Annotated in this window: 16 protein-coding genes, 5 tRNA genes and 1 pseudogene; 9 read left to right on the top strand and 13 right to left on the bottom strand. The window is 40.5% G+C overall.

Features of this window, described 5'->3' with window-relative positions; all coding sequences use genetic code 11:
• Positions 1–4 precede the first annotated feature (4 nt).
• The 5 genes from VSAL_RS00805 (at position 5) to VSAL_RS00785 (ending at position 5,807) form a co-directional block, all read left to right on the top strand.
• Positions 5–655 (top strand): DUF4310 family protein, encoded by a 651-nt coding sequence (locus VSAL_RS00805; protein ID WP_012549002.1) that lies wholly within the window; start codon positions 5–7, stop codon positions 653–655.
• A 58-nt stretch (positions 656–713) separates the two neighbouring features.
• On the top strand, positions 714–1,850 hold the full coding sequence (locus VSAL_RS00800; RefSeq protein ID WP_012549001.1) for an amidohydrolase/deacetylase family metallohydrolase: 1,137 nt from the start codon (positions 714–716) through the stop codon (positions 1,848–1,850).
• Positions 1,834–2,937 (top strand): DgaE family pyridoxal phosphate-dependent ammonia lyase, encoded by a 1,104-nt coding sequence (locus VSAL_RS00795; RefSeq protein WP_044583153.1) that lies wholly within the window; start codon positions 1,834–1,836, stop codon positions 2,935–2,937. The genes VSAL_RS00800 and VSAL_RS00795 overlap by 17 nt, the downstream gene beginning before the upstream one ends.
• A gap of 12 nt (positions 2,938–2,949) precedes the next feature.
• On the top strand, positions 2,950–3,690 hold the full coding sequence (dagF, locus tag VSAL_RS00790) for a 2-dehydro-3-deoxy-phosphogluconate aldolase (protein WP_012548999.1): 741 nt from the start codon (positions 2,950–2,952) through the stop codon (positions 3,688–3,690).
• A gap of 194 nt (positions 3,691–3,884) precedes the next feature.
• Positions 3,885–5,807 (top strand): BglG family transcription antiterminator, encoded by a 1,923-nt coding sequence (locus VSAL_RS00785; RefSeq protein WP_044583152.1) that lies wholly within the window; start codon positions 3,885–3,887, stop codon positions 5,805–5,807.
• A gap of 50 nt (positions 5,808–5,857) precedes the next feature.
• Here VSAL_RS00785 and VSAL_RS00780 read toward each other — a convergent pair whose 3' ends face one another.
• Positions 5,858–6,130, bottom strand: coding sequence for a hypothetical protein (locus VSAL_RS00780; protein ID WP_085941776.1), 273 nt, complete (start codon positions 6,128–6,130; stop codon positions 5,858–5,860).
• Positions 6,105–6,983, bottom strand: coding sequence for a hypothetical protein (locus VSAL_RS00775; RefSeq protein ID WP_012548996.1), 879 nt, complete (start codon positions 6,981–6,983; stop codon positions 6,105–6,107). Before VSAL_RS00775 ends, VSAL_RS00780 begins: the two co-directional genes overlap by 26 nt.
• 175 nt (positions 6,984–7,158) lie before the next feature.
• Between VSAL_RS00775 and VSAL_RS00770 the strand changes: the two genes are divergently transcribed.
• Positions 7,159–9,039, top strand: a complete 1,881-nt coding sequence (locus VSAL_RS00770; RefSeq protein ID WP_012548995.1) for a DUF294 nucleotidyltransferase-like domain-containing protein — start codon at positions 7,159–7,161, stop codon at positions 9,037–9,039.
• Between the two features lie 9 nt (positions 9,040–9,048).
• Entirely contained in the window at positions 9,049–9,765 is a 717-nt protein-coding gene (locus tag VSAL_RS00765) for a 3'-5' exonuclease (protein ID WP_012548994.1), read from the top strand.
• An 84-nt stretch (positions 9,766–9,849) separates the two neighbouring features.
• Here VSAL_RS00765 and VSAL_RS00760 read toward each other — a convergent pair whose 3' ends face one another.
• The 10 genes and pseudogenes from VSAL_RS00760 to VSAL_RS00715 form a co-directional block, all read right to left on the bottom strand.
• Complete coding sequence (locus VSAL_RS00760; RefSeq protein WP_012548993.1) at positions 9,850–11,430, bottom strand: BCCT family transporter; 1,581 nt, start codon at positions 11,428–11,430, stop codon at positions 9,850–9,852.
• A gap of 237 nt (positions 11,431–11,667) precedes the next feature.
• A complete protein-coding gene (locus tag VSAL_RS00755; RefSeq protein ID WP_012548992.1) occupies positions 11,668–12,609 on the bottom strand; it encodes an ABC transporter permease in 942 nt (313 codons plus the stop codon).
• Between the two features lie 2 nt (positions 12,610–12,611).
• Entirely contained in the window at positions 12,612–13,589 is a 978-nt protein-coding gene (locus VSAL_RS00750) for an ABC transporter permease (RefSeq protein WP_012548991.1), read from the bottom strand.
• A gap of 136 nt (positions 13,590–13,725) precedes the next feature.
• Positions 13,726–15,279 carry an ABC transporter substrate-binding protein gene (locus tag VSAL_RS00745; RefSeq protein ID WP_012548990.1) on the bottom strand — a complete coding sequence of 518 codons (1,554 nt, stop codon included), beginning with the start codon at positions 15,277–15,279 and terminating at the stop codon, positions 13,726–13,728.
• Positions 15,280–15,353: 74 nt separating this feature from the next.
• Positions 15,354–17,058, bottom strand: a pseudogene (locus VSAL_RS00740) (dipeptide ABC transporter ATP-binding protein).
• A 558-nt stretch (positions 17,059–17,616) separates the two neighbouring features.
• Positions 17,617–17,693: transfer RNA gene (locus VSAL_RS00735), tRNA-Pro, on the bottom strand.
• 84 nt (positions 17,694–17,777) lie between these two features.
• Positions 17,778–17,853 (bottom strand) — tRNA-His (locus VSAL_RS00730).
• 42 nt (positions 17,854–17,895) lie between these two features.
• Positions 17,896–17,972: transfer RNA gene (locus VSAL_RS00725), tRNA-Pro, on the bottom strand.
• 85 nt (positions 17,973–18,057) lie between these two features.
• A tRNA-His gene (locus VSAL_RS00720) sits at positions 18,058–18,133 on the bottom strand.
• 44 nt (positions 18,134–18,177) lie between these two features.
• Positions 18,178–18,254, bottom strand: a tRNA-Arg gene (locus tag VSAL_RS00715).
• Positions 18,255–18,536: 282 nt separating this feature from the next.
• Between VSAL_RS00715 and VSAL_RS00710 the strand changes: the two genes are divergently transcribed.
• Positions 18,537–18,944: a c-type cytochrome gene (locus VSAL_RS00710; protein WP_012548989.1), complete on the top strand. Its 408-nt coding sequence runs from the start codon at positions 18,537–18,539 to the stop codon at positions 18,942–18,944.
• A 100-nt stretch (positions 18,945–19,044) separates the two neighbouring features.
• Here the strand turns inward: VSAL_RS00710 and rep are convergent, their stop codons facing one another.
• A complete protein-coding gene (rep, locus tag VSAL_RS00705) occupies positions 19,045–21,060 on the bottom strand; it encodes a DNA helicase Rep (protein ID WP_012548988.1) in 2,016 nt (671 codons plus the stop codon).
• Positions 21,061–21,247: 187 nt separating this feature from the next.
• Between rep and VSAL_RS00700 the strand changes: the two genes are divergently transcribed.
• Positions 21,248–21,814 (top strand): TetR/AcrR family transcriptional regulator, encoded by a 567-nt coding sequence (locus VSAL_RS00700; protein WP_085941775.1) that lies wholly within the window; start codon positions 21,248–21,250, stop codon positions 21,812–21,814.
• Positions 21,815–21,816 lie beyond the last annotated feature (2 nt).

The raw sequence follows: 21,816 nt of genomic DNA, 5'->3' as shown, positions 1-21,816 counted from the left end.
TAAAATGGACGATAAATTAAAGAATAACTTTTGGTACGCAGATTGGTCTTTCCCTTTCTTCGTCGGTCTGCTGTCTTCTGGCGTGTTTGCCGGTACACACATGTACTACTTATACGGCATTGGCGCATTCAATGAAGTCGCGTTTGTATCAATGTTACGTGCAGGAATGGACACGGGTGTTTATGGCGCCGTCGCCGCTTTTGGTGCGAGTTTCTTATTTGCTCGAATCATTGAAGGGTCACTCGTCGGTATTTTAGACATTGGTGGCGCAATTCAAACAGGAGTTGGCTTAGGCGTTCCGGCTCTTTTACTGGGCGCGGGTATTGTTTACCCATTAGAAAACTTTATTGCTTCATTGATTGTTGGTTTTCTATTAGGTGTGGCAATTGGTTACATCATCATTCTAGCTCGTAAATACACCGTTGGGCAAAGTAACTCAACCTACGGCGCTGATGTCATGATGGGCGCAGGTAATTCATCAGGTCGCTTCTTGGGTCCTCTGATTGTTCTGTCTGCGATTGCGGCTTCAATTCCAATTGGTATTGGTTCGTTGATTGGTGCGCTTGCGTTCTACCAATGGAAAAAACCAATCACTGGTGGGGCAATTATTGGTGCGATGGTGTTCGGTTCTCTATTCCCAGTCGCTATTGGTTAATCCATCTCGATAATGCTCTTTCAATTAGAGAGAGCATTACGTCACACAGGTAAGAGTTATGTATGACTTACTGATAAAAAACGGAAAATTAGTGAATGGCGGCCTTGTTGATGTCGCAATTCTAAATGAAAAAATAGCGCGGGTTGAATCTGATATTAACGACGCTGCGATAAGAACCGTTGATTTAAAAGGGTTACATTTCCTTAGCGCGGGTTGGATTGATTCACACACGCATTGTTACCCATCGTCGCCAATTTATAACGATGAACCCGATTTAATCGGTGTCACTCATGGAGTGACTACCGTGGTTGATGCCGGCAGTGTCGGTGCTGATGATGTCGATGATTTTTATCGATTAACTCAACAAAGTGCCACTAACGTATACAGTATTTTAAATATCTCTCGCATTGGTTTATTGCGACAAGATGAACTCGCTGACATGAGTGACATTAGTTTAGACGCTGCAAAAACCGCCATCACTAAACATTCAGACTTTGTCGTTGGCATAAAAGCAAGAATGAGCGGCAGCGTTGTAAAAAATAACGGATTGGCACCACTGATCAGAGCCAAAGAAATGCAGGCTCAAAATAACAACCTACCTTTGATGGTACACGTTGGAAATAATCCACCAAATTTAGATGATATTGCCGAGTTACTAACAAAAGGCGACATCATTACACACTGCTATAACGGAAAGCCAAATCGAATTCTAACCCCTGAGGGTGAATTAAAAGAATCGATGAAAAAAGCCATCAAACGTGGCGTTATTTTGGATGTTGGCCATGGCGGTGCTAGCTTTAGTTTTGATGTTGCAGAGCAAGCAATTAAAAAAGGCATTTATCCAGACACGATCAGTTCTGATATTTATTGTAAAAACCGAATTTCAGGACCGGTACGCAGTCTATCTCATATCATGTCGAAATTTTTAAGTATCGGTTTGCCCATGGATCGGGTGATTGATTGTGTCACTATCAATGCCGCCAATGCACTAAAAATGGAAACCAAAGGCACGTTAGAAATAGGCCAAGACGCCGATATCACGATTTTTAATATCCACCATGAAGCCTGTACTTTTGAAGACTCAGAACAAGGTACTCGCCAAGGTGAAGAATCCTTTTTACCTTTAGCCAGCATTGTTGCAGGCAAACTTATTACGACACAACACGGAGAACAAACCAATGTCTTCAATTCATGATAAATACGGTCTTACGGAAGTAATTAATGCGTCAGGTCGCATGACTGCATTAGGGGTTTCAACGCCAAATGAAGACGTTGTAAATGCAGTTACAGAAGGGCTTGGTCAATATTTTGATATGAAAGACTTAGTGATCAAAACCGGAGAATACATTGCAAATCTTCTTAATGTTGATGCCGCTGTCGTTGTCTCTTGTGCTTCTGCTGGCATCGCTCAATCCGTTGCTGCTGTGATTGTAAAAGACAGCCAATATCGATTAGAAAATTTACACGCCCACGCCCATGATGTGCCTTCTGAAATTGTACTACCAAAAGGCCATAACGTGAACTTTGGTGCGCCAGTTGGCACCATGGTTACTCTGGGTGGCGGTACGATCAAAGAGGCAGGTTATGCCAATGAATGTTCAGCAGAACAGCTAGAAGCGGCAATCACAAAAAACACCGCCGCTATCTTATACATTAAGTCTCATCATTGTGTTCAAAAAAGTATTTTAACGGTTGAACAAGCCGTCGCTGTCGCCCAAAAGCATGACTTACCCTTAATTGTGGATGCGGCTGCCGAAGAAGATCTACAAGGTTATTTTGCAATGGGTGCAGATCTTGTTATCTACAGTGGAACTAAAGCCATTGAAGGCCCAACAAGTGGATTAGTGGTCGGTAAAACACACTATATCAACTGGGTAAGAAAACAATCTCAAGGCATTGGCCGAGCAATGAAAGTCGGTAAAGAAGGCATATTAGGCTTAACTCACGCAATTACCGATTATCTCACGGTAGAAAAAGAATCAGGCCAAGAAATGGTCGCAAAAATGGAAACATTCATTAGCGACATCAATTCGATTAATGGGGTGAAATCTCGCGTGGTTTGGGACAGTGCTGGTCGTGATATTGCGCGAGCAGAAATCGCGTTTGATCATGATGAGCTTCAAACCACCACCACTGACATTGTAAAACAACTTCAAAATGGTAACCCTGCGGTGTATTGCCGTGGTTACAAAGCCAACGAAGGCATTATCGAAATTGATGTTCGCAGCGTTAACTCAACGCAACTGAATACTATTTTCCTAAAAATTAACGCATTATTTTAAGAGAGACACTCCATGACTTTAAAAGCTAATTTCTACAAAAATCGTGTATGCCTGAATGTATTAGCAGGATCGGTTGATAATGCGGGGGAAATTTATAACGCCGCAGAAGGCCATGTTTTGGTTGGTGTTTTATCTAAAAACTACCCAGATGTTGATACTGCCGTTACTGACATGAAAAAATACAGCGAAGTAACCAACAATGCGGTCTCTGTCGGCTTAGGTGCAGGTGACCCAAATCAATCAATGATGGTTTCCCTTATTTCTCAGCATGTACAACCACAACACATCAACCAAGTATTTACGGGTGTCGCAACAAGCCGCGCATTAGTTGGACAAGATAAAAGTATTGTTAACGGCTTAATTTCACCCACCGGTACGGTGGGAATGGTTAAAATCTCAACCGGGCCATTAAGCTCTCGCTCTGAAGATGCCATTGTTCCTGTAGAAACGGCAATTGCGATGCTAAAAGACATGGGCGGAAGCTCTGTTAAATACTTCCCAATGGGTGGCCTAGAAAGTCGTGAAGAATTTGCGTATGTCGCTAAAGCCTGTGCAGAACAAGACTTTTGGTTGGAACCAACGGGTGGCATTGATCTAGAAAACTACGAAGAAATCATGCAAATCGCACTCGATGCGGGCGTAAGTAAAATCATTCCTCACATCTATAGCTCTATTATTGATAAAGCGACAGGGAATTCACGCCCAACAGACGTAACAACCCTATTAGAAATGACTAAAAAACTGCTTAACTAAGTTTGCTCCTCCAAGCCAGATCGCTGCCCCCAGAGATCTGGCTTTTTTATTTTACTCATACACAGACTTATTTTTAGTCGAAAAAAATAACTCAAGATAAGAATCACACATTCAATAAATATTGATATCTAGTTACTTAAAACTGGTTGATATTATTATTAATACGCATCAATTCACTTAACTTCGGTTCTCTTATGATTCAATTGCCTTATCCACGCCTTAATACCATATTCGAAGCACTTAGACATGAACCGCTTCCTCAACAAGAACTGGCACAGCGTTGTGATATTTCGACTCGAACCATACGTACTGATATCTCTGCATTAAACGATATTTTGGCCTCATATGGCGCTCAAATTCAGCATCAACGTGGAACGGGTTATCATTTCGATATTTACGATGAAGCTCGATTTTCTGATATTGAGAAACAGACTCAAAAAATGAAAACCTCTCCTCGTAACGCCAAAGATCGCGTTGTGTATTTAATCATGCGCCTTCTCTCTCAAGAGGAAGAATGTAAGTTAGACGATTTAGCCAATCAGTGGTTTGTTAGTCGTACCTCTTTACAGGCCGACATGACAGAAATCAGAGAGATCTTAGAGCAATACAATTTAGAGATAGTAAGTAAAGCCCATCATGGCCTGAAACTTTTTGGGGAAGAGCAAGCGATACGAGCCTGTATCGCTCATGTTTTATTTCAGTTTAAACCCAGTGATCGCACTTTTATTAATGTCTGTGACCACTTCTTTCCTGAGATTAATTTACCCTCATTAAAAGAAGATTTGCTGACGTTAATTAATCAAAACCACATCCGATTAACCGATGAAGGGTTGCATCATTTATTGGTGTATTGCGGCATCACTCTGCATCGAGTCAAGTTAAATTCAGTGATTCATCACGTACATCAACCAAAAATCAGTAATGAAGCGCAAAACGCTGCCCTTGATCTAAGTAAAACGATTGAAGTATTACTTAGTGCTCCTCTTCCTCAATCTGAAATTGATTACTTGAGTATTCAAATTGCGGCTCGCCGAGTAACGGGGGTCACGATTGTCGATACAGAAAAGCACACCGAACAATTAGAGTTAACACATTTTTTATTAGATTATGTAAACGAACACTACAATTATGATTTACGTAATGATGAGCTATTAAAGCGTGATTTACTGTGCCATATCACCACCATGATATTGCGCGTAAAATACCAAATTACGATACCTAATCCGTTAGTGGATCATATCAAGCGCTATTATCCTTTGGCCTACGATATGACGGTTGCGGCTATTTCTCATTGGGGTAAACATTTGATCCCAGATGGCGAGGTTGGTTATCTCGTGATGCATATCGGCGTTGGCCTAGAGCGTAACTTTGCTTTAGAAGAACAACAGCCGCCAAAAGCACTGTTAGTGTGTGATTCTGGCACTTCGATTATGCGGTTATTAGAATCACAATTACTTCGCTCCCTACCTCAATTAGATATTCAAAAAATTGATTCAGTAAGAGAGTATGAATCGCTAACCAAAGTGGATGCCGATTTTGTTATTTCTACAGAAAAAGTCTCTCAAAAAAACAGACCGACCATTACTATTTCGCCGTTACCAACAAGCTTTCAATTAGAGCAGGTTAATAAACTCATATTAATGAATCGCTCCCACCCTTACATGTTGGATAAATTTTTTGATCAACGTTATTTTTCAGTCCTATCAGAACCAACGACACAAGCTGAGCTGTTAAAAAAATTCACCGCACATTTCACAGAAGACAATATCACCCCTATTGAGTTTTATGACTCGGTGATTGAACGTGAAAACATCACCTCAACCATATTAGGTGAAGGAATTGCCATTCCACACTCATTGGGGCTATTGGCTAATGAGACGAAGGTATACACCATTATTTCTCCTCATGGCATCGATTGGGGAAACGGAAAGATTGCACACGTGATCTTTCTTTTTGCTATCAATAAAGACGATTATGAAGAAGCCATGAGCTTGTATGATTTATTTGTCACCTTCATGAATGGCAAGGCGGTGGATACGATCTTAGAATGTTTATCGTATGAAGAATTTCAATACGTCGCTAAAGAGTGCTGGTTTAATAGAAGAAAAGATTGGTAGAAACAAAAATCCCAGCAACGACTGGGATTTTTTATGTCGGTATAAAAGTATTAGCTCCGAGGTTTAAACTCAAGAACTGGCGCTTTCTCACCGTCATTCACATCACGAGGATTATTAATAACGATTAACTCTAACGCTCGTCCTGTTGGACTTAATAATGCTAACTCTTCTTTGTGCTCATCTTCTAAGCAAATACTCAACGTAATATCTGATAACGCTTTTACGCCAAACTCTTCTTCCAGTGTTTCTAATGCTTCTTGTAGATTTTCCGCCAGAGACTTACTGTCCCAACGACCTTTAAATTGGATTTCCAACAACGTCACCTTCTGTCTTTTTAGTACACACCACATTCAACATGGACGTGTTCTTTAATTTTTTGGTCGAACCGTCTTTAAAGAGGCCTAAATCATTAGCTCCCCAGTAAGGCAATTGCATTGGCCATTTATCTTTTTTCATTATCGTAGAATCAGCCAATATTTTCCATTGCTCTTTAGTAACTAAATTCATATCTATCCGTTGGCAGATCTCTTGGGCGTGCTGTTCCGTTGCTCGTAGCCATGGCATTTTACCTTCCATGTAAAAACCTTCCGTGGTGTCATGACTGAATGGCACAACAAAATGCGTTTGATTGATCATCACAGCTTTGCGAATCGTGATCGGAGCAGGTTCCGGCTCTGCAACCACTTCAGGGATGATCTCCGGTTTTGGTATGGTAGAAAGATCCACTTCTCTCAACGTAGCAAGCTTAAATAAACGATCACGCTGTAAAGCTGCTAATGATTTACTGGCGATGGTGTAATCTAGGTAAGGTCCAATCAAACAGCGATTTAAATCGCCTTCTTTTTTCATATTAATGGGCGCATTCACCGCCTCACTAAGTCGAGAAATAACCGCATCATCGATTGTCTTACGAAAAAGACCGCATTGAATCCAAAATTCACTGTCACCCTCGTCATGCTTTGCTGACTGGTTTCCCCATAACCCTTCACCAATCGGGCAAGATTCCGACAATTCGTTCATTGCCGTAGACGCTTTAGGCACACACACCGACATTAAGGCACTTTTTTTTGTCGTTAAATAATCGGTTAAATTTATATTCGCATACGCGCTTGTCACTACGACGACATTACTTAGCACAATAAATGAGAGTGCTGTTTTGTTTATTAATTTAGTCATCTGACTTCCCCAAGCAGCGTTAACAATATTATCAGCATAGCAAAAGTTGTGTTTCAGATCCGAGATCCTATTTCCAATGCTTTCATATCGCGTAATTTAATAGAATAAAATGGCTATCCATAAGGCGATAAACTAAAATTATAGCCTATCCTCCTTTATTTATGTCGAGTGGCACATGGAAGTTGAACTGTTAGAGATCCAACATTTTTTATCTCAATACCCTCCATTCAGTTTATTACCTGAAGAGGCGATAAAAGAAGCCGCCCAAAGCGTTGAAATTTCTTATTACCGTGCAGAGAGTATGGTAATTGGCTTTGGTGATGAGATCAAAGACCTCTACATGGTTCGCAGTGGGATTATAGAAGTCTATCGTCGTAACGGGGAGCTCTATAACCGACTGGATCAAGGCAGTATTTTTGGTCAAATGGGCTTATTAATGAATAATAAAGTTCGTTTCCCAGCCAAAGCACTTAAAGATTCTCTTCTTTATTGTATACCTGAATCTGTATTTGATGATTATTGTGAACGTTATGATGAATTCTCAGATTTCGTTGAAGTGGAAGATGCCACTCGTCTAAAGCAAGCCGTTGAAAGTAATCATGATGACGCCAATGATTTAACGACATCAAAAGTAAAAACATTGCTGACTCGTGAAGCAGTCATGATCACCAAATATGAAACCATTCAATCTGCCGCAAAAACCATGGCAGAAGAGAATGTCTCAGCGGTTTTAATTACCGATCCAGAAATCAATACCGATGAAGAAGATAACGACTTTGTTGGCATTATTACTGACCGTGATTTATGCACCAAAGTCCTCGCCTGCGGACTAGATTTTGATACTCCGGTTTCAGAAGTCATGTCGACAGAGCTGATTTCACTCGATCACAACGCTTATGTATTTGAAGCGATGTTGATGATGTTGCGCTACAACGTTCATCATCTTCCTGTACTTCGTAATAAGCAGCCTATTGGCGTACTTGAAGTCTCTGATATCGTGCGTTATGAATCTCAAAATAGCCTGTTATTTGTGAGCAGTATCTTCCAACAACAAACCATCGAAGATCTCGTTATTCTTTCTGCTCAACTTAAAGATTGTTTTGTACGAATGGTAAACGAAGATGCCAACTCACACATGGTGGGTAGCGCGATGTCTGAAATTGGTCGCAGCTTCAAACAACGTTTATTAGAGCTCGCTGAAGAAGAATTAGGTCACCCACCTGTGCCTTATTGTTTCTTAGCATTAGGATCAATGGCTCGCGATGAACAACTGATTGTAACTGACCAAGATAACGCAATTATTTTAGACAATGACTACAATGAAGCCGAACACGGTGACTATTTTAAAGCCTTATCGGCTTTTGTTTGTGATGGTTTAGCGGCATGTGGTTATACCTATTGTACTGGCGATATCATGGCAACCAATCCTGAATGGCGTAAAACTCAATCGGAATGGGAAGAATGCTTTGCTGACTGGATTGATAACCCAGATCCTCAGGCATTATTAAACAGCTCTATCTTCTTCGATTTAAATGGCGTTTATGGCCGTACTAAATGGGCTGAGCAGTTAAATGGCTTTATTGTTCGTCGTGCGAAAAAGAACAATCGTTTCCTTGCTTGTCTTGCTCGAAACGGCTTACGCCGAACGCCACCACTGGGGTTCTTTAAAGACTTCGTGATGGAGAAAGATGGTCGCCATAATAACTCGATCAACTTAAAACGTCGCGGAACCGCCCCCCTTGCTGATCTTATTCGTGTTCATGCTTTGGCTATTGGCTCTCAAGCCCAAAACTCCTTTGAACGTTTAGATGACATTATTGAAGCCGGTATTCTGCCAAAATCAAAAGGCGGAGATTTACATCATGCGATGGAATTGATTTCTTTGGTTCGTTTACGTCACCAAGCGTTAGATGTCGAAGCAAACATTGAACCGGATAATAATATTGAGCCTGAAAACATGTCTGATTTTGAACGCCGAAATTTAAAGGATGCGTTCCAAGTACTCAGCAATGCACAAAACTTCCTTAAATTTCGCTATAGCGCCAGCAAATTCTAGGAGTGAATAATGATTTCTAACACTCATCAAGAAATTTTAAACTGGACCGCTTTCTTTACTCATAAATACGAAGCAAGTAAAGATCAGCGCCTTAAAAATTTCTACCAAACAGGGACTTATGAAGAAGAAACACCACTCAAAGAAATTGAGTTTGTTGCTTTAGATTTTGAAACCACAGGGTTAGATGCAAACCAAAACAGCATCATTAGTATCGGATTAGTTCCGTTTACCTTAGAGCGTATTCGTTGTCGTGAATCGCAACATTGGTTTGTTAAAGCACAAGATAGCCTAGAAGAAAACTCGGTCGTTATTCATGGTATCACTCACTCAGATTTACAAGGTGCCCCTGATTTACGCCGTATTTTAGAGAAAGTATTGGATGCATTGGCAGGCAAAGTGGTCGTGGTTCATTATCGTAAAATCGAACGTGACTTCTTTGATATCAACTTACGTAATCTTATTGGCGAAGGCATCGTTTTTCCTATCGTCGATACGATGCAAATTGAAGGGGACTTTCAACAAGAACAAGCGAAAGGATTAATTAATTGGATTAAAGGAAAGCGCCCTGAATCCATTCGGTTAGCCAATAGCCGCTCACGCTATGGTTTACCAGCATATGCCCCGCATCATGCGTTAACCGATGCCATAGCAACCGCTGAACTGTTTCAAGCTCAAATCCGCTACCATTTCTCTGAAAATGACCCGATCAGAAAAATCTGGCAATAATTAAGCAATAGAAACCGCAAGAAATAAAAAAGCCGATGAAGATAATAATCTTCATCGGCTTTTTATTTATCAGTTACTCAAACATTAAGAACGATTATGTTTCTCTGTTCTCATGCCCATAAGCAAACTGACACACATCACTAATAGAATAATGGTAAACGGCAGTGCGGTAGAAATCGCACCTGCTTGAAGCGCTTCAACCGCTTGTGTTCCACCTACCCATAATAGAGCAACGGCAATTGCCCCTTCCATGAACGCCCAAAAAACACGTTGTGGAATTGGCGCATCAACTTTACCACCAGCGGTAATACTATCGATAACCAATGAGCCTGAATCCGATGAGGTAATAAAGAAGACCAACACCAGAACAACAGCAATCATAGATAAAACATTACCCATAGGCAGAGCATCAAACATTTGGAACATCGCCAGAGAGACGTCGGTTAATCCATCAGTCCCCAATGTACCCACATTATTCATCACTTGATCAATCGCAACGCCACCAAAAGTAGACATCCACAGCACAGTAAAGACAGTTGGAACCACTAATACCGCAATCAAGAACTCACGAACCGTACGACCACGAGATACTCGAGCGATAAACATACCAACAAATGGAGACCATGAAATCCACCACGCCCAGTAAGTCACTGTCCAACCGTGCATCCACGCTTCATCATCACGACCACTTGGATTACTCAATGGAATAATATTTTCAATATAACCCATGATCGTTGTTGGGATCGCCCCCATAGAAACCGCAAAGGTAACTAAAGCAACAAAAACAACAAACACTATCGCAATGATCATATTGATATTACTGATAATTTTTACGCCACCATCAATACCGCGCATTACCGACACAACGGCAAGTAACGTAACAATGAAAATAATCGCAACTTGTAAACCTAAGCCACCTTCAATACCAAACACATGCTGGAAGCCACTTGCTGCTTGTTGTGCACCAAGACCTAGAGAAGTCGCAAGACCAAATAAGGTAGCAAGAACGGCAAGAATATCAACAATGTGACCAGGCCACCCCCATGTACGATCCCCTAAAATTGGATAGAAGATTGAACGCATAGAAAGCGGTAAGCCTTTATTGTAAGAAAAGAAGGCCAGTGATAAAGCAACGACACCATAAATAGCCCACGGGTGAATACCCCAGTGGAACATGGTCGCACCAAGCGCGAGTTGCCTTGCTTCTGGAGTATAAGCTTCAACACCTAACGGCGTTCCAAACCAACCGGTAAAGTAAGCAACAGGTTCAGCAACCCCCCAGAACATAAGACCGATGCCCATGCCCGCAGCAAATAACATCGCAATCCAAGAGATCATCGAATAATCGGGTTTCGCTTTATCACCACCAAGGCGGATCTTACCGAATGGAGACACAATTAATGCTAAGCAGAAAACCACAAAGATATTCGCAGACCACATAAACAAACCATCAAATGCATTGATAATTTGTGATTTTAAACCATTTAGAACCGTCTTAGCGGTTTCTGGATCAGTCACTGCAACCGCAATTAAGAAGAGTGCAATTAAACCAGCACTAATGCCGAAGACGGTATTATGAATATCCAATCCCCATTTTTGAACGTTATCCTGTCCAACAGTATAATCCGTGTTATCTATACTGTACTTATCCTTATTTCTACTCATTATTCCTCACTTCGAGCCTTAGCTCTCTGTTTTGGTTTAATTCAAATACTCGCTTTAAAATATTTAAACACACAGGATGATCCTAACAACTAAGCTAACTATTGCCAGTAAAAGCGACAAATTAGTCAATAAAACAACAAAATAAGACGGTAATCTTAGTTTGTAAGACAATATTCACGTTATACACAACAAAAAAAAGCGATGATTCAATCACCGCTTTCTATATGCTTTCTTCTATTAACCCTTATAAATTTTAGGATTAAACACGTCTCTCAGCCAATCGCCCAGTAAATTAATCACAAGAACGAGGGCCACTAATACTAATCCAGGGAAAGCGGTAATCCACCACGACCCAGAGAAGATATAGTTAAAACCAATACTGATTAATGAGCCTAATGAAGGTTGGTCTACCGGTAGGCCTAAACCTAAGAAGGACAGAGCCGCCTCAGACATAATCGCATTTGCAATCTGTACCGTAGAAATAACCAAAATGGGAGACAAACAGTTCGGCAGAATATGACGAAACATGATTCTTGGCGAACGGAACCCCATCACTTTAGCCGCTTCAACGTATTCTTTTTGTTTCTCGGCCAATACAGAGGCGCGAATAGTACGTGCATATTGTGGCCATTCAGCAATACCAATAATCACAACCAACATGATCACCGCGTACTGACTAAAGAATTCGGTTCCAAAACTGGCTTTAAAGATAGCTGAAACGATAATCGCAACCATCATGGTTGAGAATGATAACTGCACATCCGCAAAGCGCATTAAGAAGCTATCAATTCGTCCACCGAAATAGCCCGCAGAAAGACCAATAACGATACCGAGAGTCAGTTGTACTGCTACCGCTAGAAAACCAATCGTCAGTGATAAACGTGAACCATAAAGAATCGTTGAAAGTACATCTCGACCTTGGTCATCGGTTCCGAGAAGAAAACGTTCATCTCCTTCCTCCATCCAAGAAGGTGGCAATTCTGAATCCATGATGTCGATAGAACTTAGATCGTATGGATTACTTGGTGCTAGAACGGGTGAAAGTAGCGCCCCTAATACAAACACAACAAAAACAGCAAAGCTAAACATTGCTACTTTGTCACGTAAGAAATAGTACAAAAAATCCGATGATTTAAATCGTTCCCAACGCGTTGGAACGCGGTTAGTTGTCGTGTTCATGATTACGCTCCTTTCCCTGTAATATCTACCGTTGGGTTAATTAATCCATATAACAAATCGACAATCGTATTGGTTACGACGAAGATCAAACCTACAAAGATAACGTAAGCCGTAATCAATGGAGTATCGACACGGTTAATCGCTTCTAAAAATAAGAAACCAGTACCCGGCCATTGGAATACCGTTTCAGTAAGAATGGTATAAGCCACCATCGTACCGATTTGAACACCACCCACAGTAAGTACCGGTAACATGGTATTTTTAAGCGCATGTTGATAATAAATTTTGTTTGTTGCGATGCCTTTTGCTTTTGCAAACTTGATGTATTCAGAACTCAGTACTTCGATCATTTCTGAGCGAACCAAACGAATAAATAAAGGCAGCATAATTGAGGCAAGAGACACACATGGCAATACTAAATGTGCCAAGCCATCAATAGTAAAGAATCCAGATTCCCAACCGAGTAAATTATAAGTCTCTCCTCGCCCATAAGACGGTAACCAATTTAACTCAATAGAAAACACATACATCAGCATGATTGCCGTTAAGAAGACCGGTATCGAAATACCAATACTACTGAACGCCATGATCGCTTTGGTAAAAAAGCTTTTGGGATGAATCGCAGAATACACACCAAGAGGTATCGATAAACAGATAATGATTAACGCCGATCCCAACACCAATTCAAGAGTGGCAACGAGCTTATCAAGAATGACTTCAACCGCTGGTTTTTTAAAGAAGTAAGACGTGCCCAAGTCACCTTGAACCGCATTAGTAATAAAACGAGTATACTTTGTGACGAATGGGTCATTTAACCCAAGATCATCTCTCAGAGCTTGACGCTCGGATTCTGAAACTGATTGTCCAACCAATTCACGTAACGGGTCACCCAAGTTATCTTGAATGGAAAACGCAACCAGACTGATCACAAACATCACTATCAGAGCCTGAAACAGGCGCTTGACCAGAAACGTAAACATTCCTTGTCCCCTTAATCTATCCTAAGAATGACATGATAAAATTTCATGCCTAACATATTGTTGGTCTTGCTTTTTATTATAAACAAAGGTTGCTTTGACTCATTCAAAGCAACCTAATTGATTATATAGTTAGTACTTACTTAACAACTAAGTCACCAAAGTATGGGTATTCCATCGAGTTAACAATTGGTTGAATATCAATATTTGATTTTGCACCCCACGCAAGATTTTGCCAATGCAGAGGAACAAACGCCGCGTCGTTATACAACGTGTCTTCCACTGTTTTCAGCATCTCACTGCGTTTCGCTGGATCCGTTTCTACGTTTGCCGCTTCAATTAGACGATCAACTTCAGGGTTTGAATAATGGCCACAGTTATACTGACCTTTACCCGTTTCTTCGTTACGAGTCATCGTTAAGAATTCAGTAAGGTTCGCTGAATCTTCTGTATCTGAGTGCCAACCGATCATCATCATGTCCGCAGAACAAACATCAAATTCAGGCCAGTATTGTGCTTTTGGCAACGTTTTAAGATCCACTTTGATTCCGATCTTAGACAGCATTGCTGCCGCAGCTTGAGCGATTTTTGCATCATTCACATAACGGTTATTTGGCGCCATCATGCTAAGTTTGAAGCCATTCTCGTAACCCGCTTCTTTCATCAACTCTTTTGCTTTTTTAAGATCATAACGTGGAACCAAATCAGCATCATAGCCAGAATAACCTGGAGGAGATTGCTGACCGGCCGCTGTCGCAAAGCCTTTCATGATTTTCTTAACGATACCTTCGTTATTGATTGCATGAACGATAGCTTGACGAACACGTACATCTTTTAATGCTTCGTTGCTTGTTTGATTCATTTGGAATGAAATTAGACGAGTACCAGGTAATGTAACTAAATCGATACCCTTCGTATTTTTCACTCGCTTGTGATCATTCGGTGCCACAGGGGCGATAACGTCTACGTCACCAGAAAGAAGCGCAGCAACACGTGTTGCATTTTCTTTAATTGGAACCAAAGTCAGCTCATCGACGTTACCTGGAGAATTTTTATCCCAGTAACCGTCAAAACGATCAAACACGACTTTCACGCCTTGTTCACGAGACTTAACAACAAATGGGCCAGTACCAGAGATGTGCGTTGAAGTAAATGAATTACCGTGTTTTACGATTTCATCTTTATCTTTACCATCTTCAGTTTTTCCTGAGTAGAACTTGCTATCCATAGGGAAAAGGTAAGTCGCGGTTTGAAGAACCAACGGATAAGCGCCTTTAGAAATAAGTTCTACGGTGTAATCATCAATTTTTACTAATTTTTCATACGGTGCGAAAATCGCTTTAAAATCCGCAGAGTCTTTAAGACGATTAAATGTCCATACCACATCATCTGCAGTCATTGTATTGCCAGAATGGAACTTCACACCTTTACGTAACGTAAAACGGAACGTTTTGTCATCGACACGTTCCCATTTTTCAGCCAAACGAGGTTCAAAGTCGAACTCTTGCGTATAACGAACTAGGGGATCAAACACCATGTGAGACAGTTGCAGTGTACCGCCTGATAGTTGCTCATGTGGGTCAAGAGATACTGGATCAGCATCATAAGCTACCGTAATATCTGCCGCAGCAGCACTAAAGCTTAAGCCTGCAGCCATAATCGCGATCGCTAATTTAGTCTTAATGGTTTTCATTGCATAACGCCTTATGCGGGAATCAATCCCTAGTTTGTTGTATTTTATTTATTATTAGACGGTTTTCACCGTTGTTACCCTTCTCTTAACCCTTTAAATTCAGGCATAAGAGAAATTAATTTTTTGCTGTATTCGTGTTGTGGGTTCGTATATAGGTTTTCTGTTGGGGCAACTTCAAGCAATTTCCCCATTTGCATTACACCCACACGATCACACATCTGACGAATAACGGGTAAATCGTGGCTGATAAACAACATGGTTAAATTTAACTCATCTTGTAAATCTTTTAATAAGTTGAGGATTTGTGCCTGAACCGATACATCCAAAGCAGACGTTGGCTCATCACAAATTAATAAACGAGGGCGAGTAGCAAGTGCACGCGCAATAGAAATACGTTGACGCTGACCACCAGAAAACTCATGCGGGTACTTCAATGCAGCCATTCGGCCTAGACCCACATGATCCAAAAGATCATTAACGATCTGTTGCGTTTCTGATTCTGAACGCGTTAATTTATGGAAGCGAATCGGTTCTGCAATGATATCGAAGATTTTCATGCGTGGATTCATTGAGGTATATGGGTTTTGAAATACCATCTGCATTTGACGACGCATTGGGCGACGCTCTTTTTCAGATTTAAGCGCAGTAAGATCAACCCCTTCAAAGGTAACCGATCCTGAATTTGGCGGATATAAACCGGTAATAACCCGAGCAATGGTCGATTTACCAGAGCCTGATTCTCCAACGAGACCGAAGGTTTCACCTTCATGAATTTCAAAACTGACATTATCTGAAGCTTGAACGTATTCTCGACGACTTTCAAACATAGAGTCTTTCGTCACAAAGCGAAGACTGACATTATCCACTTTTAACAATGGGCCAGAACATTCACGTTGATCTTGGCTTTGTCCTAACCAATGTGTTTTTACATCGATACATTCATGCTTAACCGCTTCTTCTATAATAACTTACCAAAGGAAAGCGGTCTAATTTTATATCAGAACGAGGAACCGCAGATATCAAGCTACGTGTGTATGAATGATCAGGATTACCCAATACTTTTTCTGTTTTACCAAACTCAACCAAATCCCCACGAAACATTACAGCGACTTTATCGGTAACGTTAGAAACTACGCCCATATCATGAGTAACCAACATGCAACCTACGTTTTTCTTAACGCAGAGATCTCGGATAAGACTTAGGATTTGATCCTGAATAGAGACATCAAGCGCCGTTGTTGGCTCATCTGCAATAATTAAATCTGGCTCACCAGCTAACGCTATCGCAATCACAACACGCTGACGCATACCACCAGAGAACTGGTGTGGATACTGTTTAAGGCGGTTTTCAGGTTGTGGTATACCAACTTGGTTCATCAGAGACAAAGCACGCTCATAGGCCTCTTCTGATGATACTTTCAAATTAGCATGAATGGTTTCTATAATTTGCTGTTCAACAGTAAATAGAGGATTTAGAGATGTCATCGGATCTTGGAAAATAAATCCTATTTTAGAACCTCTCACTTTTCGCATCTCTTCTGTTGATAGACCAGAGATCTTCTCACCATCTAAAAACACCTCTCCGCTGGCGATAACGCCTGGAGGGCTCAATAAATCAATGACAGCATTACCTACTGTTGATTTCCCCGCACCTGACTCACCAACAACGCCAACAATCTCGCCACGCTCTATTGAAAGCGACAATGATTTTACTGCGGCATGAACACCATGACGAGATGGGTATTCGATACGTAAATTTTTAACTTCTAAAAGTGACATTATCAGACTCCGACTACTCGGCAGCATCCTGCCCTGTCTGTATATTGATTCCATTCATAACTGTGATGAACAGCAGTTACTTGATAAGAACATCAATGTAGTCAATTATTCACAAAAAAGCAACAATCAAAGAGCATAAATCTACTATATGCCTTTTTACTGCATAAATAATCATTACCATTCGCTTTAATCGATATCTATCGCTATTGAGATAAGCACAAAATCAATAATAAACAACCAGTTACTAATAATTAAATAAATAGGAAGTAAAACTGCTTACGTTCTAATTTAGATAACTTTACATAAATAGTCGTAACATTTATAAGCAAACGTTTAATTGGTTTAAGCGGGTTATTTAGGATTTAATATCTAAAAACCCTTTATAACTTAGTGGATATAATCAAAATAAAGGTAAAATCAAGCGATAGAAACTTAGAAAGAGAAGAAGAAAAAGAAGAGTAAAAGCACAACTTAAAATAATGATTTTGTGATGAAGGTTAGAATAATATAACGCAGAAATGAAAAAAGCCTCGTCATTTCTGACGAGGCTTTTAAATGTGGTCGGTGAAGAGGGATTCGAACCCCCGACCCTCTGGTCCCAAACCAGATGCGCTACCAAGCTGCGCTATTCACCGATTTTTTATTTGATTCTTGGGATGTTACTTGAATCAAAATAGGGAACATCATTTACGGAGTAAACTTAGTTACCTTAAAATTAATGGGGTGGCTAACGAGATTCGAACTCGCGACCACCGGAATCACAATCCAGGGCTCTACCAACTGAGCTATAGCCACCACAAATTTTTTATATAACCGCTACTGCGATTATTGAAATAGTGGTCGGTGAAGAGGGATTCGAACCCCCGACCCTCTGGTCCCAAACCAGATGCGCTACCAAGCTGCGCTATTCACCGACAAATTTCGTTTCGATTCTTGGGATGTTACTTGAATCAAAACTGGAAACGTTCATTTACTAAGTAAACTTGGTTACCAAAATAATGGGGTGGCTAACGAGATTCGAACTCGCGACCACCGGAATCACAATCCAGGGCTCTACCAACTGAGCTATAGCCACCACTACTTTGTTACGTTTTCTGTGCCTTTAATTTCTATTCCGGATGGCACGCCCGAAAGGATTCGAACCTTCGACCTTTGGCTCCGGAGGCCAACGCTCTATCCAACTGAGCTACGGGCGTATACCCTATCGGCGGAGAGGAATAATACGGATATGGGTGTCCTTCGTCTAGTGTTTTTTTTGCTTTTTTGTCGTTTGGTCTCTTTTTAAACAATTCCTTTGTATTTATACTCATTTTCTTGGGGTTCAGTGGTTTATTGCAACAATTTAAGCAGATATAATCACTCAATGTTTACACAAGCTTAACGCGGCGATTTTTTCTTATGCTGCTAATTACTTAGTAAATGAAATAAAAAGATGGCGCTAAGCCAATAATAATAACTGGGAGTGTAAAGTGAGCTTAATGGATAAATCAATTCGTAACACCATCGTCGCAATAGTTGCTGCATTAACTTTTTCAACAGCCTCTTTTGCTGCAAACAATGCTGACGATGCAATTGCTGAGCGAATTAAACCAGTAGGCCAAGTCTATTTGGCAAGTGATGTACCCGTTGTTGAAGAACCAACCGGTCCTCGTACGGGTGATCAGGTATACAACACCTTTTGTATTGCATGTCACTCAACTGGCGCAGCTGGCGCACCAAAAACTCAAAATGCAGCAGATTGGGCTCCTCGTATCGCAAAAGGTATGGATGTTCTAAAAGATCATGCGATTAACGGTTTTAATGCAATGCCAGCACGTGGAACCTGTATGAATTGTTCTGATGATGAGCTGGTTGCTGCAATCGACCATTTAATCAAAGGACTGTAAGATACCGCAGATTAGGTACCGCTTATTTAACTGGTACAAAAATGCCCACAATACCAAATCAGGTATGTGGGCATTTTTATTTATTCTTTAAATTAAGAGGCTATTTTTTCAACATAGCACGCAGATGAGCAATATTACTTTTCCCTTTTTCCATTCTCTCTTCTTGAGTCGGCTTAGGTTTTTTCATTTCCCAATCTAAATCATCTTGCGGAAGCTCTTCTAAAAAACGGCTTGGTGTGGGACGAATTAGCTCACCATACTGACGACGCTCTTTACACAATGTAAAAGTCAGCTCTTTTTTTGCTCGCGTAATACCCACATACGCCAAACGACGTTCTTCTTCTACGTTGTCTTCATCAACACTGGTTTGATGCGGTAAAATACCTTCTTCTGCCCCAATCAAATACACATAAGGGAATTCTAAGCCTTTTGATGCATGCAATGTCATTAACTGCACTTGGTCAGCACCATCTTCATCTTCTCCACGCTCCATCATATCTCGCAGTGTTAAGCGCAATACGACTTCTTTTAATGTTTTCTCTTCTTTATCATAATTATCACCTTCTAAATCAGCCACAATCCAAGAATATAAATCAGATACATTTTTCATGCGCATTTCTGCAGCTTTCGCGCTAGGTGATGTTTCGTACAACCAATCTTCGTAGTGAATGTCTTTTACTAGTGATCGCACCGCCTCTACGGTATTACCTCGCTCAGCATTTTCTGATATAGAAACAACCCAATGACCAAATCGACGCAGTGACTCAAGCCCTCGACCAGATAAGGTTTGTTCTAACCCCATTTCAAAACAAGCTTCAAACAAACTTTTTCCACGCATGTTGGCATACGTACCTAGCTTCTCTAAAGTAACAGGGCCAATTTCACGTCGAGGTGTGTTTACGACACGCAAAAACGCATTATCGTCATCAGGGTTAGTCAGAAGACGAAGATAAGCCATGATGTCTTTGATTTCTGAACGAGAGAAAAAGGAAGTCCCCCCAGAAATCTTATAAGGCACGCGGTTTTGCATTAGTGATTTTTCAATAAGTCGAGACTGATGATTCCCACGATAAAGTACTGCGTAATCTTTATAATCGGTTCGATTAAGGAAACGATGAGCAATGATCTCACCGACAACTCGTTCGGCTTCGTGCGCATCATCTTTCGCTGTCAGAATCTTTATCTGCTCACCATCAGGGATTTCAGAAAATAACCGTTTTTCAAATGCATGAGGATTATTAGCAATCAGTATGTTGGCTGCACGTAAAATTCGACTCGTTGAACGATAATTCTGCTCTAATTTAATGACTTTCAAATTAGGGTAGTCTTCACTCAATAAAATAAGGTTTTGAGGTTTTGCTCCACGCCACGAATAAATAGATTGATCATCATCTCCTACTACGGTCAATCGACCTCTTTCACCAACAAGCAATTTTACTAATTCATATTGGCTAGTATTGGTATCTTGATATTCATCCACTAATAAATAGCGAAGTTTCATCTGCCAACGCTCACGTACATCCTGATTATTTCTCAACAATAACACCGGCAATGAGATTAAATCATCAAAATCTAATGCGTTATACGCTTTCATTTGCGTTAAATACATCTCATAACAGAAAGCAAATAATTGCTCCTGCTCTGAGCGAACAATGCCTTTAACTTGATCTGGGGTAAGCATGTCAGTCTTCCACTTAGAAATACAACTAAGCAGTTGACGTAGTAGATCCTTGTCTCCATCAATTTGTTTTTCAGTCAGTTCTTTTAATAAGGCTAATTGGTCTTGATCATCAAAAAGAGAAAAACCTGCCTTTAGGCCTAATATTTTATATTCACGACGAATAATGTCTAATCCAAGAGAATGGAATGTTGATACTAATAACCCTCGTGATTCTTGTTTGTTCAGCGTTTGCCCAACACGCTCTTTCATCTCTCTCGCCGCTTTATTAGTAAAGGTAACCGCAGCAATATTGCGAGCTTTATACCCGCATTGTTGTACTAGATAGGCTATTTTATTCGTAATTACACGAGTTTTACCTGAGCCTGCGCCTGCCAATACTAAACATGGCCCAGAAACAAACTTAACGGCTTCATCTTGCTGTGGGTTAAGTCTCATGAATCACCTATAAAATCGATAATGGAATATTTGCGTCTATAATAAAGCTGTCTATGTATGAATACCATGTAAACCATAGAAGAAAACTCTCGACCTTTACGTTTCTTGACACAAAAACGGATTACTTTATGGACATTCTCACTTAAAATAATAAATGAACGTTCATTCATTTCATAAGGATTCATTTATGAAGGAGAAACGTAGACTCATTCTTGAGTCAGCAGAACAATTACTTGCAACTGACGGGTTCCGTGGTCTATCAATGCAAAAAGTGGCAAATCAAGCTGGCGTTGCTGCTGGTACCATTTATCGCTATTTCGATGATAAAGAAGCCCTGATCCAAGAGATTAAGTTGAATATTCTTCAACGTGTCGCTTGTGCTATTCAAGAAAATGTATGCAATACCGACCCTTTAAAAGTTCGCTTTCGTACAATGTGGTTAAACATTTGGTATTTTGCTATTTCAGAAAAAAACACTTTTTTAAATCGCAATCAATATGAATCATTACCTACAACAGATTTAGTAAAATTTAGGGAACTAGAAAAAGAAATGTTTGCCCAAGTAAATCAACTCTTTGTCGATGGACTTGAGCAAGGCGTTTTTAAACCTTTCAATGTGGAAATACTTACAGGCCTTAGCTTAGAGACAAGTGTTTGCTTAGCTCGCAGATATGCTCAAGGTACTTTTACACTAACAGACGATGATCTCGACTCGGCAATTGAAGCCAGTTGGGATGCAATTATTAAACACTAATT

The sequence above is a fragment of the Aliivibrio salmonicida LFI1238 genome (genome assembly GCF_000196495.1).
GTDB lineage: Bacteria > Pseudomonadota > Gammaproteobacteria > Enterobacterales > Vibrionaceae > Aliivibrio > Aliivibrio salmonicida.
The sequence above is the reverse complement of the archived record's forward strand: the minus strand, read 5'-3'. Positions and strand labels throughout refer to the sequence as shown.

Excerpts from the sequence above, each read along its gene's own strand:
- VSAL_RS00765 (WP_012548994.1), top strand. The coding sequence starts at position 9,049 with ATGATTTCTAACACTCATCAAGAAATTTTAAACTGGACCGCTTTCTTT.
- dagF (WP_012548999.1), top strand. The coding sequence starts at position 2,950 with ATGACTTTAAAAGCTAATTTCTACAAAAATCGTGTATGCCTGAATGTA.
- VSAL_RS00770 (WP_012548995.1), top strand. The coding sequence starts at position 7,159 with ATGGAAGTTGAACTGTTAGAGATCCAACATTTTTTATCTCAATACCCT.
- VSAL_RS00805 (WP_012549002.1), top strand. The coding sequence starts at position 5 with ATGGACGATAAATTAAAGAATAACTTTTGGTACGCAGATTGGTCTTTC.
- VSAL_RS00710 (WP_012548989.1), top strand. The coding sequence starts at position 18,537 with ATGGATAAATCAATTCGTAACACCATCGTCGCAATAGTTGCTGCATTA.
- VSAL_RS00760 (WP_012548993.1), bottom strand. The coding sequence starts at position 11,430 with ATGAGTAGAAATAAGGATAAGTACAGTATAGATAACACGGATTATACT.
- rep (WP_012548988.1), bottom strand. The coding sequence starts at position 21,060 with ATGAGACTTAACCCACAGCAAGATGAAGCCGTTAAGTTTGTTTCTGGG.
- VSAL_RS00785 (WP_044583152.1), top strand. The coding sequence starts at position 3,885 with ATGATTCAATTGCCTTATCCACGCCTTAATACCATATTCGAAGCACTT.
- VSAL_RS00755 (WP_012548992.1), bottom strand. The coding sequence starts at position 12,609 with ATGAACACGACAACTAACCGCGTTCCAACGCGTTGGGAACGATTTAAA.
- VSAL_RS00775 (WP_012548996.1), bottom strand. The coding sequence starts at position 6,983 with ATGACTAAATTAATAAACAAAACAGCACTCTCATTTATTGTGCTAAGT.
- VSAL_RS00700 (WP_085941775.1), top strand. The coding sequence starts at position 21,248 with ATGAAGGAGAAACGTAGACTCATTCTTGAGTCAGCAGAACAATTACTT.
- VSAL_RS00750 (WP_012548991.1), bottom strand. The coding sequence starts at position 13,589 with ATGTTTACGTTTCTGGTCAAGCGCCTGTTTCAGGCTCTGATAGTGATG.
- VSAL_RS00745 (WP_012548990.1), bottom strand. The coding sequence starts at position 15,279 with ATGAAAACCATTAAGACTAAATTAGCGATCGCGATTATGGCTGCAGGC.
- VSAL_RS00800 (WP_012549001.1), top strand. The coding sequence starts at position 714 with ATGTATGACTTACTGATAAAAAACGGAAAATTAGTGAATGGCGGCCTT.
- VSAL_RS00795 (WP_044583153.1), top strand. The coding sequence starts at position 1,834 with ATGTCTTCAATTCATGATAAATACGGTCTTACGGAAGTAATTAATGCG.